This window comes from Hydrogenivirga okinawensis, assembly GCF_055385515.1.
On the sequence record NZ_AP042386.1, the window covers coordinates 571,184 to 586,112 of the forward strand.

Consider the following 14,929-nt stretch of genomic DNA (forward strand, 5'->3'; position numbering starts at 1 on the left):
GGCTTAACCTCCTTCGATAAAGACACCCGAGGGCGTTGGAACGCTTATGCTATCTATAAGCTCGAGCCCCGGGACGGAGACTCTCTTGAGCAGATTCTCGTAGTAAGAGGAGAGGTAGAGTGAACTTCCGTCGAGGGAGAACCTAAGATGCAGTATCCTCCTGCCGAGCTTCCTCGTTCTGACAACCTCCATCTTCTCCCTGTCTATTAGGGAGATAAGATCCTCGGAGTCTCCACTGTAGTTCACCGCAAGGTACCTACCATCGGGGGAGACGGAGACAAAGACGGGAAGACCGGGGAGATTTATACTCCCTATATACTCAAAGCTCTCAAGATCCACTACATGTACTTTCCTCTCACCCACCGCCGGGATATAGGCTTTATCTTTCCAGACTCCCCAGAGTCCGAAGTGGGGAACCTTGAAGACCACCTCCTTTCCCTTCCTTCCGAACCTGACCTTCCTGTAGGAGAAGTCTTTGAGATCAAGGACGCCTACGGCGTTCTCACCAAACAATCCGACTATGTACTTATCCTTCGAGAGAAGGGCGTCGAAGGGCATACTTCCTACGTTCCTGATCCTCTTGAGAAGCTTCATACTCTTGCAGTCCACGATCCACACCTCGTCCTTGTCCATTAGAGAGAAGACGAGGAGACCTCTGTAGCTCTTTATGCCTACGTTCTTCGAGCCTGTTTCTATTCTTCTCAGTTCTTCCAGATCCTCCGACAGTAGGACTACGTCCTTGGGAGAGTAGTTGGCTACCGCCACCTTATCGAGGCAGAAGGTAAACCCTATCGAGCTCTTCCCGACCCTGACCTTCTTGACAAGTCTGTCCCTTCGAGTATCTATCCTCGAGAGGAAGCCGTCCCGGCTTATGAGGTAGGCGTGACCTCTCCAGAACTTGAGAGTTGCGTGGTTTGTGTTCCCCAAGTTCTTTATCTCCTTAACCTTACCTTCCTCAATCACCGCGAGGGCGCCCCTCTCCCTCTCAACAACGTATATCTTCTGGGCAAAGCCTATCGTAAAGAGCAAAAGCACTATCAGAGGTAGCATGCGGGATCCTCCCCGAAGTAGCTTCCCGTCGCGTAGAAGGCTCTCGCCCTGGAGTTGCCGTTGCATATCCCCAAATAGGGGCAGGAGGAGCACCTTCCTTCAATCTTCCTCGGTCTCTCCCTGAGTTTGCTCAGTATCCCGTTGGAGTTCCATATCCGGGAAAAATCCTTCTCCCTCACGTTTCCGAGGCTGTGAAAGAAGAAGGGATCGGGCTTGACGTTCCCCCTGTGATCAATGTTCACAAGCCTCACACCCGCCTGATTCCCTCCCCAATTCCTCAGTATCTCAAGTAGATAATCCGCCCTCTCCGGATACCTTTCCTTAAAGAGCTCGTAAAGGACAACCGCATCCGTCTCGTTGTTTCCCGTAACTACCTGAGGGCTCCTTCCCGTCTCCACGTAGTCGAGGGCTTTGGAAATTATGAACTCCACCACCCTGCGGTAGTTTTCTTTCTCCACGCTCGAGAGCCTCTTGCCCCTCCCCGCATAGACAAGGTGGGATATGTATAGCTTGGGGACTTCGAGATCCTCCGCAAGGTCGAAGATGAAGGGAAGGGAGGGAGCAGTCCTGTCCGTTAAAGTGAACCTCAAACCTACCTTTATACCTTCGTCAAGGCAGAGCATCAGGGCGTTCAGAGCTTCTTCGAAGGCGAATCTCTTGCCCCTGAAGGCGTCGTGAACCTCCGGGGTTCCGTCTATGCTTATGCCGACGTAATCGAAGTGTTCCTTTATTTCTCTAACGTTCTCGGCGTTTATCAGTATTCCGTTCGTGGAGAGGTAGGTTTTTATTCCTTTGCTCTTCAGTATCTTGGCTATCTCGTAAATGTCCTCCCTCAAAAGCGGTTCACCGCCTGAGAGTATGGCGAACCTGACTCCAGATCCGACGATAGAGTCGGAGACTCTGCCTATCTCCTTGAGGGAGAGCTCCCCTCTCCTATCCTGATTCGCCGATGAGTAACAGTGTTTGCAGTAGAGGTTACATCTGTTGGTGAGGTTCCAGATCAGGATAACTCCCCCGAAAGGTTTGTGGGACTTCCCCTCTAAGGCGGTCTTTATGAACTCACTCACCCTCAGCATAGAGCTTTTCCTCCTCCTTCAGGCTCTCCATTAGACTCAGGATCGCCTCTAACTCCCTCCTTGAGATCTCTATCCTCGGCATCGCGTTCCTCTTGTATCCGAGGAGCTTTGCAGTCTCCTCTGGATTAAGTATCTGGGAGACTATTTCCTCCTTACTTCTGTGTCCTACGATCCATTTAAAGGAAGGTCCGAAGGCTTCTTCCGTCAGGTGATGGCAACCCCAACACTTCGCCATGAAAACTTCCTTTCCGAGCAGTAAAGGTAGGAACTTGCGGGACTTGAGGACGAAGTTGTACTTTCCGGCGGGCTGTTCAGATGGAATGAGGGAGATCTTCCTGAAGGTCAAAGGATCGAGAATCAGGAGCGATCCCCTGTCTCCCTCCAGAACGCTCAGGTAAGCGAGTCTTCCGTCTCCGGAGAACTCTACATGGGTTACCTTCCCCGAGACGGTGATTCTCTTCACTTCGAAAGTTTTTTTGTTTAACAGAGCCACACCTTTATCCCTGTTGTCTATCCACAGATATGGGTTGTCGGGATGGGTTCTCACAAAGAAGCCTCTTCCCCCGACGTCTACGCTTCTTATAAACTTCCAGTCATACATTCTCCAGATGCTCACTTCCTCTGATCCCACGTGTCTTGTGGCGAAGTAGAAGTTTCCGTCTCCATACCAGAAGGAAGAGGAGAAGAGGTGGGGCATAGCCTCTATCCTTTGTTCAAACACCTTTTCCCCGGTTTCTAAGCTGTAAACTACGAGCTTTGAACTCCCTCTGGAACTACCCACTACGTAGTTCTCAAAGGGATCTATAAAGAAGTCCTCGAGAGGTTCCTCAGTTCTACTGAGCCTTATCCTTCCGCTTGGTTCAATAAAAGCCATGTAAGGCTTATCCCTGAAGGTCATAAGGAAGAGTCCTTTCCCGTGAAGCTCATAGACCGCAGAGGGTCTGCCGGGGAGATCTACAGACTTTAAAGGTCTCAGATCTTTATCGAGGAGGACGAGGGTTTTGGGTAGTGTGCAGGCTACCGCAAGAACGCTCCCATCCCTCGAAAGAGCTATGTTCCTCAGATAGATACAGGTTCTCACCTTAGCTGAGGGCTTTCCTTTCTCAAGGTCGTAAAGTAAAACCCATCCGTCCCTCGAGGGAACGTAGAAGCGACTTCCGTCGGGGGAGAACTTAACTCCTCCGTGAACGTTCTTGAAAGGAAAGCTATCGAGTATCCCCTCGCCTTCGAGAAGGTAAACCTTACCTCCTTTATCCACGAAAACGGTGAGGTTCTTCAGGTCCTTTATCTTCAGAATCTTCCCCTTCCCTCCAAACTTCTGGTAGCTCTCCTTCACATCCCTCAGAGAATACTCGATCCTTCCAGCAGGCTTTCTGAGGAAACTAATCAGAGAGTCAACCTCTTCATCAGAGAGGGATTCGAAGGAGGGCATGGTCGTCGCAGGAATTCCGTCTTTTATAACCTTCTTCAGGTAATTGTCGCTCTTTCTCTTGAGAAACTCTGGAAGCAGGGGAGGGGCGGTCCTTCCTATTCTTTTTTCGTGGTGACAGGAAGAACAGTTCTTAAAGTAGATGTCTCTTCCGTCTATGGCATGGGAGATGGAAAAAAGGAAAAAAAAGAGGGGAAGGGAGGGGGCGAGGGAACGTAGTGAGATGAGAGAAGCCATACCTTCTCACCTCAGTAGATGTCGTTGGTCGTTGTGTAGACGTTGAAGATTCCCGTAGGTGTCCTTACCCAATCTCCCGTGATAACCTTCTTTATCTTCATCGTTCTGTCGTCAAAGACTACTATCGCGGTGGGCTTGTCCTTCCTGCCCCATACGGAGACCCATACCTCCTTGCCGTGCATGTCGAACTCGGGGTGGACAACCCTTCCGTCTATCTTCTTGTAGCCAAGCTTTCTGAGTTCGTCTATAACGTTGATCGTTTTGATAACTTTCAGAGATCTCTTGTCTATGACGTAAAGCTGTCTCTGGAGCTTGGGATCGGCGCTGAGGGTCCTGTCAACCCAGATGTGGGGGGAATTGGGATGGGTCTTGATGAAGAGCGTACCTCCACCGGGACCGGGTAGCTCTATGTTGGCGACGAGTTTCCAGGCGTATCTGGAATGGCGCTTAGGATCTGTTCCAATACACGCTACGTTGTTAGAACCCAAGTGTCCCGTACACCAGATGGGTCCGTACCTCGGATGAACGAAGTTCGCTCCCCTTCCGGGGTGGGGTTTGACACCCGTCTCTATCTCGCCTACAAATTTCTTCTCCTTGGTATCTATAACAATGATTTTATTTCTCATGTTGGCGGCAACGAGGAAGTACCTCTTGTGCATATCCCATCCGCCGTCGTGAAGGAATCTCTCCGCATCTATCATGTGTATCTTTAGATTGGAGAGATCTTCGTAGTTAACGAGCAGAACCTTACCCACCTCTTTGTTGGATATAACCCACTCAGGGTCATAATGAGAGGCCACTATGGACGCGACCCTCGATTCTCTCAGATACTCGTTAGTGTCCCATGTGTAACCGCTTGTATTGACTATCTTTAAAGGCTCAAGGGTCTGCCCGTCCAGAACTACGAAGCTGGGAGGCCAGTAGCAACCTACCACCACAAGCTTGTCCATAAAGTCCCCCTTCGGACCCTTGTACTTGCTCGTGTCTATGGATCTTGCATCGTAACAGACCTTAACCTCTGCGACCTTATCGGGTTTCTTGAGCCAGAGGTCTATTAGGGTTGCCTTTCCATCTCTCCCTATGGTGAGGAAGTACCTTCCTGTTCCCGAGGATCTGAATATGTGAACCGCAAATCCTGTATCCACTATGCTGACGAGCTTCTTAGTGTCCCCGTCTATTATCGCCACCTTACCGACGTCCCTGAGGATCACCCCCATGAAGTTCTTCCAGTTGAGGTTGTGTTGGGGCTTTTTCGGTCTTGCCTCGGGAGGTATGTAAACCTTCCACCACTTCTTCATGTCAGCGAGGGACATCAGCGGTGGTTCGGGGGGTTCATGCATCAGGAACTTGGCGAGGAGCTTGATCTCCTCCTTCGAGAGTATCCCCTGTCTTCCCCAGTCGGGCATCCCTCCGGGAGTTCCGTTGGTGATTATCGTCTCGAGATACTTGAGGCCCCTCTGCCTCGTTATGTCCGGTGTGAGGGCTGGTCCTGTCGCTCCCTTCCTCAGCATCCCGTGACATCCCGCGCACCTGTCGAAGAAGATCTGAGAGGCTTTCTTCATCTCCTCTGGTGTGAGCTTAGGAACTTCTGCCGCAGACGCTCCCACGGAAGCACCCAACATCAGGGCTCCGGCTACCACTCCAAGCTTCAGCCCTTTCATGGTAAAACCTCCTTTATGATGATTTTCTCAATTTTTAGCGTACTTACAAAAAACCTCATGATCCCACACCCCTCAGCTTGAGCAGGAGATCTCTGAGAAAAAGGAAGTAAAACATACCCAAGATAGGTATCAGACCTCCCACAAGCATGGCTACAAAGGACCAGTCTATCGTGTAGGTTCCCGTAACAGGATCGTAGCGGAAGCACTTGAGAAAAAAGCCCTTTACAGGATTCAGATCCACCTTCCCGAGGCGTGCCTTCTCTATCAGAAGAGAAAGCTTTTTCGAGTTGTAGGTAACTCCCATCATGTATCCGGAGATAATGAGATCAGGAGACAAGATCACCAAGACGTTTGGGTGGGCAAACATATCGGTCTTCTCATCGTAGAAGAACCTGAAATCCACCGCCCTTGTGAGGTTTTTTAGATCGTTTCCCTTAGCTAAGGCAACTATCCACCGGCTCCCTATAATATCTCTCTTCTTTCTGAAGTTTCTAAGATCTGCAGGCTTATCCCTTTCATCAAAATCGATGAGCAGGACCTTCACGTCTCGGTAGGTTATCCCCTTTAGAGCTTCCTTTATGCCCTTAACTATCATGGGACAAGCTGAGGTGCACCTGGTGTAGATGAAGGAGAGCATAAGAGGTTTTCCGTCCGCGACCTGACTCAGCCTTACTTCCTCACCCCTCTCGTTTATGAGAGTGACGTCGGGGACCTTCTTACCCAAAACGAACTCAGGTTTAGGAACTATGTCTATCTCCTTTGGAAAGGAGGTTGTGAAAAGGAGGAAAAGAAGGAGAGGGGCAAGGAGGGGAGCCATGGGTTATTTCACCTCCCACATGGCGGAGAGCCATCCGTAGTTCAGAGCCACGAAGATGATAAAGGCGGTTATGAAGAGAAGGACAAGGGTAAAGGTTCCGGGTGCGGCGAAGCCCTCGTGCTCCTCTTTCTCGGCGGGAGGAGGTTCCGCTATAGGAATCTGGAGATCCTGAGGTCCCCTGAAGGGCTGTCCGAAGAAGACGGATACCACAACCTGAAGTATCCAGATCAGAGCTCCAAGAACGGCAAGTATTCCGCCGAGACCGAAGAGCGCCCAGAAGAAGTCGGTTACAGGATTGAAGGTGAAGGTGAAGGGTCCTCCGGAGAAGGTTATGTCCCAGTGTCTTCTGGGAATTCCGAAGGCTCCAAGTATGTACATGGAAACCGAGAGAATGGCGATACCTATTCCGAAGAGCCAAGGTACGTACTTGGCTACTCCGTAGAAGGCTATCTTCTTTCTAAAGAGGAGGGGTATCAGGTAGTAGGTTACCGCCATGAAGGCGAGGGCGGTTCCTCCTACGACCGCTCCCTTAAAGTGTCCGGGAACGGAGAGGGTGTTATGAACTATTATGTTGGTCTGCTCCATTCCATTCACCACACCGGTGATCCCGCCTATGAAACCGAAGATGATCATCGAGAGCATCATTCCCGAGAAGGCGGGGTTGCTCCACGGAGCACGTTTGAGCCACTCGAAGAGTCCGTTGGTGTATCCCCTCCTCCTTTGAGCTACCTCTATTGCCGAAGGAACGGCGAAGGCGTGGATCATAGATGCGAAAACAGCCAGGTACATAACGTAGCTCGTATTCCAGACCTTCCATACTGGACTTACCGCCGGGTCAACGAGGAGGTGGTGGGCGGAAGCTACGTTTATGGCGATTATGTAAAGGATAAAGGCGAATCTACTCACCTTCTCGTTTATGGAAGTACCTCCCGTTGCGAGGAAGGCTATCAGATACCATACTGAGACGTGGGCTGCCACGTTTATCTGCTGAGAGGGGTGTCCCAGACCCCACCAGACGAGTTTATAAACCGCAGGATCTATGTCCTTTATAATTCCGAGGGACCACAGGAAGGTAGGGATGTAGATTATCGCTCCAGAGACTATGGTTATTACTGCAATTATCGCCGCAGCCATAAGCCCGTAAACGAAGAGAGGAAGGGATTGCCCTGGATTTTCCCTTCTCCATATCATCAGGTTCGCGAAGAAGGTTGTGACTATTACCAGCGCTCCGACCGCAAAGAGTATCATTCCCAAATAGAAGAGGGGGTGGGCTTTCAAGGGTGCGTAGGAGGTCATCAGGACATCCGCCTGTCCTGCAAGTATGGTGTAGTTCACCAAGAGCCATCCTACTATCGCCAAGATAGTTCCGAGCCATCCGGCGGCTGGGGAAGACATCCTCGTGTTCAGGAAAGCGGTGGAGGCAAAAGTCAGTGCGGCGAGTTCGAAAAAGATTATCCAGAAGACGAGAGCATCGAGTCCGTGTAGCGTTAAAACTCTGTAGTACCAGTCAACGGGGAGAACGTGGAAGAGTTGCCATCTCGTCAGAACCAAGAGAAGGGCGGCTATGACCGCTATTAGGAAGGAAACGACCGCCATAACGGCGTTCACCTTAGCTATCTTCTCCGCCCTCACATCGACCTTGAAACCTGTGACATCACAGGTTCTGAACCACTTCTCACCACTTTCAACGGCAACAGCCATGACTCACACCTCCCTTATTCCTCAACGATGATCTTTCCAATCATCATGTGGTGTCCGATCCCGCAGAACTCGTTACAGACGATAGCGTACTCACCCGCTGAGGTGGGTTTGAAGGTCAGAACATAGTCGTACTTGGGATAAACCATGAAGTTCATGTTCACCGGCTGGAGGGAGAAGCCGTGGAGAACGTCAAGGGAAGAGATGTGGAATCTGTACTCCTCTCCCTTCTTCAGAACGAGGACCGGATACCACCTGAACTGCTGGGCGAGCAGAAAGACGTCGCTCCCCGGGGGTGGCTTAACAACGGGAATTCCGTTCTCCTCACCTATCTTGTACTTATTGATGAAAGCTTCCGTCAGTGCGTAGAACTCCTCAGGTGTCGTCCGGTAGGTTGTGAAGGAGGGGTTCTGCTTCGCGTAGACGTGCCAGATTATCATCCAGAAGAACAGGAAAACCGAGACTATGAAGGCCATCCCCATCCAGATCTTTTCGTCCTTGGCTACCTTCTGATAAAACCAACCTTCACGTGGCGGTAGCAGAGCCATGACTCTCACCTCCCTAACAGAGCCTGCTTGATCTCATCTGGTATCGGCGGGAGCCAAGCTATCTCGATCAGCCCCCAGATCAGGTAGGAGATCGCGTAAACCGCGACTCCCAGAAAGAGTAGGAGAATAAAGTCGTCAAACACCAGCTGAAGAAAGGATGTTTTCCTCTCCGCACTCATCCCAACCACCTCCGTAAATGCTTATTCACTCACCCTCTATATTAGTTTACGACCTTTTACTCATTTTTCTATAAGAACTTATGATATTTATCATAAGAAAAAATTATGATCAGTTGATCTATAATTCCTATTATTAATTGGTAGGCATGAGGTAAGTATGTCATCACTTACGGAGGAGTGAGATGGAGATGGTTACTATAAGTCCAACCTATAAACTTATGCAGAGGATAGGCTTTGCACTAAGCAAGATATACTCTTCCTGGCTCAACCCCCTTTACTACCTCGGAGCTATAACCATATTCCTCCTGATTCTCGACGTCGTATCGGGTATATACCTATTTTTCTTCTACGATGTGGATCCCAAAGGTGCCTACGATTCGGTTGAGGCTATATCTTCCTCCTTCCTCGGGAGTCTAATGCGCGGGATTCACAGATACACTTCCGACGGATTGATTCTCTTCGCCGTTCTCCACATGATCCACATGATCTTCACCGACAGGTTCAGGATGTTCAGGTGGATAGCGTGGGTCTCCGGAGTGGGAACGCTTTTAATATTCTTGATCATAGGACTCTCCGGATACTTACTGGTGTGGGACGAGAGAGCGCAGCTTACGGGACTTTTAACGGCCAAGTTCTTCAGCGTTATACCTATATTCGGTCACGCTCTAATGAGCGCCTTCTTGGGAACGGACATAAAACAGTTAGGGGGACTCTTTAGAATCCTCCTCTTCGGGCACATAGCGGTGACCATACTCCTCGTCTTCACTCTGTGGGTTCATGTAATGAGGATCTCCAGACCGAGGCTCTTTCCTCCCAAGCCGCTCATGATAATGCTGACCGTTTACGCTCTTGCCATCGCCCTGATATTTCCCGCAAAGAGCGATCCTCCTGCGGATTTGGGAAAGGTTCCCTTCGGCATGAGCCTGGACTGGTTCTATCTGACCGGATATCCGTTATTCAAAATCTTTCCCCTATCGGTCAACTGGTTCCTCTTCGTGGGATTTTTCGGACTGCTTACAGCCTTCCCTTGGCTCATAAAGGGTAGAAGGAATCCGCCCGCTTACGTTGTAGAGGAGAAGTGTGAGGGATGCAGACAGTGCTTTTTAGACTGTCCTTACGAGGCTATCTACATGAAGAGGGTAAACGCCGAAGAAGAAAAGGCTGTAGTGATAGAGGACAAGTGTGCTGGCTGCGGTATATGTGTAGCCTCTTGTAACTACAACGCTAACGAGATCCCCACTGTTCCACTCACCAAGATAATGGAAGAGGTATCGAGGGAAAAGCCCCAGCTCCTCGTCTTTAGGTGTCCCTTCAGTGCGGAGGTAAAGGAAAGGGAGAGTGTCAGAGTGTATACACTTCCCTGTGTGGGTGCGGTCAACGCGGTGTGGATGAGGGATTTCCTTAGGGAGGCTAAAGGGGTAATGCTCGTCTCATGTGACGGTCCTGACTGTTACTTTAGGGAGGGGGTTGAGTGGACAGAGCAGAGGTTCAAAGGCGAAAGGAGACCGAGGTTACTGAAGACCTTAGAGAGGGGGAGGATTAGAATAATCGAGGCTCCCTACATCGCCAACATCGAGGAAGAAGTTGAAAGCTTCATAAGTTACCTCAAAACTACCGAGCAGTTTCCGAAGGAGGTCACCATAGTATCCCAAAAGAAGTTCAATCCTATATTGGCTCCGGTAATACTCTTTATACCCTTCCTGAGCTTCTACCCTCTTACAACGGACAGGATGAACTTCTATCCTACCGATAGATCCCTTGCAGTAATAACCTTTAAGTACAGATCTTCCCCTATTAAAAAGGCGGAAAGAACGTACAGCAAGCTCAAGCACATGCAAGCTATCCAGAATATAGCGGTGGAGAGATCACCCATAGAAGTTACCTTCATCGTGGACGGGAAGCCTCTCCTCAAAAAGAGATACGATCCGAGAGGGCTCAGGAAAGACTCATCTATATATGTTTACGAAGAGTTCCTTCTATCTCCGGGAAAGCACAAAATAGAGCTTAAGGTGGTCGAAACAGCCCATCCAGATATAGTGAAAACGCTGAGGCTTGAGAGGGATCTGAAACCGGCAACGAGTCTCGCTATAAGCTACCATGAGGAAAAAGGCTTCTTTACCTTGGGAGGCCGGTGAGTATAATATTGAATTAACGTTTACTTACAGGAGGTAAAAAGCATGAGTATAACCCAGTACATGACTGAAGAACATAGAAGATGTGATAACTACTACGCTGAAGCGGAAAAGGCAGCTATGGAGGGAAATTGGGAAAGGGCTGAGGAGATGTTCAATAAGTTTAAAGAAAAGACGCTACTCCACTTCAAGAAGGAAGAGGAGGTCCTATTCCCAGAGTTTGAAGAGAGGACGGGAATAGTTATGGGACCCACTCAGGTCATGAGGCACGAGCACGCTCAGGCACGGGAGCTCCTGGATAGGCTCGAGAACGCTCTTAAAAATAAAAACAAGGAGGAATTCCTCTCCATCGGTGAGTCCCTTATGATACTTATACAGCAGCACAACATGAAGGAGGAGCAAATACTTTATCCGATGTCCGACCAGCACTTAGAGTCAGAGGAGATGGTTGAAAAGCTCTCAGAGATAGGAGAGGTATGACCCCTAAGGGTCTTCTCCTTCAGTTTCTCCCTCCCTTCAGTATAATTGGGAGATTCTTTATCACCGCATCCATCTTCGGATTAATCGGTTCTATCCTGGCCTTGTTCATGTCTATTTCGGAGAACTTTAACCTCCCCCTTCTGGTCCACTCCTTCACCCTCGGCTTCCTTGCCATGACTATGGTAGGGGCTCTCTTCCAGATGCTTCCGGTAGTTGCAGGAGCCGTTATAAAAAAGGCTTCTTTGAAGGCCACCCTTACCCACCTTTTACTACTTATCGGTATACCTCTCCTCCTAATAGGATTGTTCACAGCAGATAAGGAGCTGATATTACTGGGAACAGCATTCACAGCAGGAGGACTTCTCGGAGTATCTGCCGTTTTTGCCTTCAGTCTCCTTAGGGTCAAGAGTCATATACCTACCTCTCGTGGAATTAAGTTCTCTCTGCTGAACTTCGTTATAGGTGTTTCCCTCGGAGTCTTACTTATTCTGAATATGAGCGGTATATACCCTCTGGATCACCTAAGGCTTCTCAACCTTCATCTGAGCTTTATGTTAATCGGCTGGGTGTTCTTACTCGTAGCCTCAGTTTCCTTTCAGGTTGTAGAAATGTTCTTTGTAACTCCTCCCTATCCGAAGAGGTTTGCCTGGTATCTGCCTCCTATCATTGCAGTTTTACTTGCCATGAAATTCCTCCTTTACAACTCCATTCTCTTAGACCCGCTTCTCTCGATTCTGATGATACTTCAAGCTGTTCTTACCCTCGACAGACTAAGAAAGAGAAGGAGAAAGATTCCCGACCCTCTAATCAACTTCTGGCAGGTGGGAATGGTTGCTTTAATTCTCTCCTCCGCTCTTTATCCCTTCCTCCACAGGGAGTTCCTTCTATTCCTGTTCCTGTTTGGGACCTTTGCCCAGAGCGTAGTCTTTGCAATGATGTACAGGATAGTTCCCTTTCTCGTGTGGCTCCACCTCAGCAACAGGGGAGTTATAAATCCGCCCACGATGCACGAGATAATTAGTAGGAGGAGGGTGTATGTAAACCTCTACCTTCACCTTCTATCCATAGTTTCTTTCCTAACAGCCTACTTTTTTGACTTAAGACACATATTTATAATCAGCTCAGTACTTTACTTCATCTCCTTTTTGGTACTTCTGGTGAACCTGATTTCCGGAGTTCTTATCTACGTCAGGAGAGGAGCTGAGACAGATGTTTCTCTTCCACCTCTACGAGATCGGCGATAGTTGTACTCTTTAGGAAATCTATAACCTTCTTCTTCATCTTCTCCCATCTGTGATGGAGAGAGCAGGGGTTGGTCTCGTAGACGTCACACTTATCGGGCATAAGAACGCATGTGTTGAACTTGTTCTCCTCTCCCATAAGCACAACGACGTCCCACATGGTGAGCTTTTCCGGATCCACCTTGAGGGTGAAACCACCTCTCGGTCCCTTCACAGAGTGAAGGATCTCCCTTCTCGCGAGTTCGTGAAGTATCTTTGAGAGGAAGGGTTTGGGAATGTTCTGGTTCTGAGCTATCTCCTCAGCCTTTACTAACCTACCTTTATTGTAAGTCAAGTAAGCCAGCGCCATAAGAGCGTAGCGCACAGTATCAGAGTAGATCATCATGAAATACATTATAGGAACAAAACCCTGTTTTATCAAGATGATCCTCGTCGTACTCGTATTTTGATAGAGATTATCCCGAAGCAGGACTCTGCCGATTATACTATTCTGAGCCGATGGATAAGATTAGAGTCTCAGATATATTTGAGGTGGGGAACAGCTACGAGGTCGTCACGAAGTATAAGGAGATTCCCGTCAGGGTAACTATGGTTCTGAGCTGGGTTGAGGACGACGGTAGGCTGATAGGTTTCGACTGGGGAAGGACTCATCTTAAGGGGGCTTTCTCAACCCTCGATCCGGTTTACGTTAAACTCTCACCCAAAGAGTACGCCCAGACCCAGGTCTTCAGCAACCTCGGAAGAGAGCTCGTCCTCACAGTTGAGAATTTGGTAGAACCTCCTGAGTTTGTCCGACGCAGATCCGTGAGAGTAGAACCCGATGAAAACAAACCCGTTGAGGTGGAGATAGCGTTCGACGGAAAGGCGATAAAAACGTCTGCTCGGGACGTCAGCGAAATGGGCATAGGAGTTCTTTTGGACAAAAAGAAGCATAAAGATTTCATAGAGTTTATAGAAAAAGAGCTTGAGAACCTGAAGGAGGATGATTTTATAGAGTTCGATATAAGGGTTCACCTCCCAGAATGTGGAGAAGCTTCAGGTAGGGGAAGACTACGGAACGTAATAGGTAGAGGTAAAGATGTATACATGAGGCTGGGCTTTGAGGTAGAGTTTCCAAAGGAAGGGCTCAACAGGATAAGGCGCTACGTTATGAACAGGCAGAAGGAGATAATCCAGTCTCTGAGGATGGTAGAATGAACCTCCACGTTAAGATAGCCCTTCGATACCTGCTCTCTGTTAAGGGAAGTACTCTGCTCATCACGTTTATCTCCTTCTTCGGGGTATTTCTCAGTGTTGGAGCCATCCTTTTAACCCTCGGTGTATTTACCGGCTTTCAGGACTCCCTCAGGGATAAGATACTTTCCACCGCTCCTCACCTGATAATCAGCGTGGTAGGGGAGAGGGACCTTGAGGTAATAAGGCGAATGGTAGAGCAGGTTCCAGAGGTGAAAGAGGTTCTTCCCTTTACCCTTTACAGCGCCATCTTGGCGAAGGAGGACAGGATACAACCTGTGACGGTTAAGGCGGTGGACTTTCAGGAGAGAGCCTTTAAGGATCTCGTAGGGAAACACCTTGTCAGAGGTAGCCTTAACCACCTCGTCGTGGGCAAGGGGATAGCCGACGTACTGGGGGTGAAGCCTGGAGACACTGCTGTTCTCGTCTTTCCAACAGGTATAAGGACTCCAACGGGTTTTGTTCCGAAAACGAGAGAGGTAATCGTAGGAGGCGTGTTTCAGACGGGGGCTTACGATAGGGACTTTGTGATAGTTTACATGAAGAAAAGGGAGGCAAGGAGATTCTTTAAGAGGGGGTTTAGGTTCGAAGGGCTGGAGGTCTATATAGAGGATCCATATAGAGCACAGGAGGTAAAGGAGAGGGTAGAGAGGATGCTCAACGACAACCTGATCATAGTCCGTTCATGGATAGACCTGAACAAGCCTCTCTTCAACGCCCTTCAGTTAGAGAAGCTCGCCCTCTTCCTCGTCCTACTCTTGATGGTTCTCGTGGCTTCCTTTAACATAACAAGCCTGCTCTTCGTGAAGTCTAAGGAGAAGATAAGGGACATAGCTATACTTAAGACCTTCGGCATGAAGAGTTCGGGCATTCTCAGGATATTCGTTTCCGTGGGTATGACTATAGGTTTTATCGGCGCTTTACTCGGTATAGTGGCCTCTTTCGTGATAGCTTACTTTGTGAACGAATACAGGCTTATAAGAGTGCCTGAGGAGGTTTACATGATGAGTTACATTCCAGTTCACATAAAACCTCTTGACCTTATTGCTACTTTCGTAGGAACACTTGTTCTCTCCTTTGTATCCTCTCTCCTTCCAGCCCTGAGAGCGGCAAAGGAAAACGTGGTCAACATCCTGAGGAACGAGTAA

15 protein-coding genes are annotated in these 14,929 nt (G+C 49.0%); 5 read left to right on the forward strand and 10 right to left on the reverse strand.

Translation table 11 applies throughout. From position 1 onward, the window contains the following. Window positions 1-3: 3 nt before the first annotated feature. Genes ACZ483_RS03390 through ACZ483_RS03425 form a run of 8 tightly spaced genes read right to left on the reverse strand, consistent with a single transcriptional unit; the run spans window position 4 to window position 8,695 of the window. Entirely contained in the window at window positions 4-1,050 is a 1,047-nt protein-coding gene (locus tag ACZ483_RS03390; RefSeq protein ID WP_464324768.1) for a cytochrome D1 domain-containing protein, read from the reverse strand. Then, window positions 1,038-2,126, reverse strand: a complete 1,089-nt coding sequence (locus tag ACZ483_RS03395; RefSeq protein ID WP_464324769.1) for a radical SAM protein — start codon at window positions 2,124-2,126, stop codon at window positions 1,038-1,040. The genes ACZ483_RS03390 and ACZ483_RS03395 overlap by 13 nt, the downstream gene beginning before the upstream one ends. Further along, window positions 2,110-3,792 carry a cytochrome D1 domain-containing protein gene (locus ACZ483_RS03400; RefSeq protein ID WP_464324770.1) on the reverse strand — a complete coding sequence of 561 codons (1,683 nt, stop codon included), beginning with the start codon at window positions 3,790-3,792 and terminating at the stop codon, window positions 2,110-2,112. The genes ACZ483_RS03395 and ACZ483_RS03400 overlap by 17 nt, the downstream gene beginning before the upstream one ends. Before the next feature lie 11 nt (window positions 3,793-3,803). Next, window positions 3,804-5,453, reverse strand: a complete 1,650-nt coding sequence (locus tag ACZ483_RS03405) for a cytochrome D1 domain-containing protein (protein WP_464324771.1) — start codon at window positions 5,451-5,453, stop codon at window positions 3,804-3,806. 55 nt (window positions 5,454-5,508) lie between these two features. Then, window positions 5,509-6,270: an SCO family protein gene (locus ACZ483_RS03410; protein WP_464324772.1), complete on the reverse strand. Its 762-nt coding sequence runs from the start codon at window positions 6,268-6,270 to the stop codon at window positions 5,509-5,511. Window positions 6,271-6,273: 3 nt separating this feature from the next. Next, window positions 6,274-7,971: a cbb3-type cytochrome c oxidase subunit I gene (locus tag ACZ483_RS03415; protein ID WP_464324773.1), complete on the reverse strand. Its 1,698-nt coding sequence runs from the start codon at window positions 7,969-7,971 to the stop codon at window positions 6,274-6,276. A 14-nt stretch (window positions 7,972-7,985) separates the two neighbouring features. Next, window positions 7,986-8,516: a cytochrome C oxidase subunit II gene (locus ACZ483_RS03420; protein WP_464324774.1), complete on the reverse strand. Its 531-nt coding sequence runs from the start codon at window positions 8,514-8,516 to the stop codon at window positions 7,986-7,988. Window positions 8,517-8,521: 5 nt separating this feature from the next. Continuing rightward, window positions 8,522-8,695: a hypothetical protein gene (locus ACZ483_RS03425; protein WP_464324775.1), complete on the reverse strand. Its 174-nt coding sequence runs from the start codon at window positions 8,693-8,695 to the stop codon at window positions 8,522-8,524. 182 nt (window positions 8,696-8,877) lie between these two features. Here ACZ483_RS03425 and ACZ483_RS03430 point away from each other — a divergent pair, with 182 nt between their 5' ends. Both ACZ483_RS03430 and ACZ483_RS03435 read left to right on the forward strand, forming a co-directional pair. Continuing rightward, window positions 8,878-10,830, forward strand: coding sequence for a cytochrome b N-terminal domain-containing protein (locus tag ACZ483_RS03430; protein WP_464324776.1), 1,953 nt, complete (start codon window positions 8,878-8,880; stop codon window positions 10,828-10,830). A 42-nt stretch (window positions 10,831-10,872) separates the two neighbouring features. After that, entirely contained in the window at window positions 10,873-11,307 is a 435-nt protein-coding gene (locus ACZ483_RS03435) for a hemerythrin domain-containing protein (protein ID WP_464324777.1), read from the forward strand. A gap of 19 nt (window positions 11,308-11,326) precedes the next feature. Here ACZ483_RS03435 and ACZ483_RS03440 read toward each other — a convergent pair whose 3' ends face one another. Further along, window positions 11,327-11,560 carry a hypothetical protein gene (locus ACZ483_RS03440; RefSeq protein WP_464324778.1) on the reverse strand — a complete coding sequence of 78 codons (234 nt, stop codon included), beginning with the start codon at window positions 11,558-11,560 and terminating at the stop codon, window positions 11,327-11,329. Between ACZ483_RS03440 and ACZ483_RS03445 the strand changes: the two genes are divergently transcribed. After that, complete coding sequence (locus ACZ483_RS03445) at window positions 11,550-12,551, forward strand: hypothetical protein (RefSeq protein ID WP_464324779.1); 1,002 nt, start codon at window positions 11,550-11,552, stop codon at window positions 12,549-12,551. The genes ACZ483_RS03440 and ACZ483_RS03445 overlap by 11 nt on opposite strands. On the opposite strand, the gene ACZ483_RS03450 is transcribed toward ACZ483_RS03445, so the two are convergent. After that, window positions 12,496-12,933 carry an RrF2 family transcriptional regulator gene (locus ACZ483_RS03450; protein ID WP_464324780.1) on the reverse strand — a complete coding sequence of 146 codons (438 nt, stop codon included), beginning with the start codon at window positions 12,931-12,933 and terminating at the stop codon, window positions 12,496-12,498. The two genes, ACZ483_RS03445 and ACZ483_RS03450, sit on opposite strands and share 56 nt — an antisense overlap. A 113-nt stretch (window positions 12,934-13,046) precedes the next feature. On the opposite strand from ACZ483_RS03450, the gene ACZ483_RS03455 reads away from it, so the two are divergent. Both ACZ483_RS03455 and ACZ483_RS03460 read left to right on the forward strand, forming a co-directional pair. Further along, window positions 13,047-13,745: a PilZ domain-containing protein gene (locus ACZ483_RS03455; protein ID WP_464324781.1), complete on the forward strand. Its 699-nt coding sequence runs from the start codon at window positions 13,047-13,049 to the stop codon at window positions 13,743-13,745. Next, window positions 13,742-14,929, forward strand: a complete 1,188-nt coding sequence (locus ACZ483_RS03460) for an FtsX-like permease family protein (protein WP_464324782.1) — start codon at window positions 13,742-13,744, stop codon at window positions 14,927-14,929. The genes ACZ483_RS03455 and ACZ483_RS03460 overlap by 4 nt, the downstream gene beginning before the upstream one ends.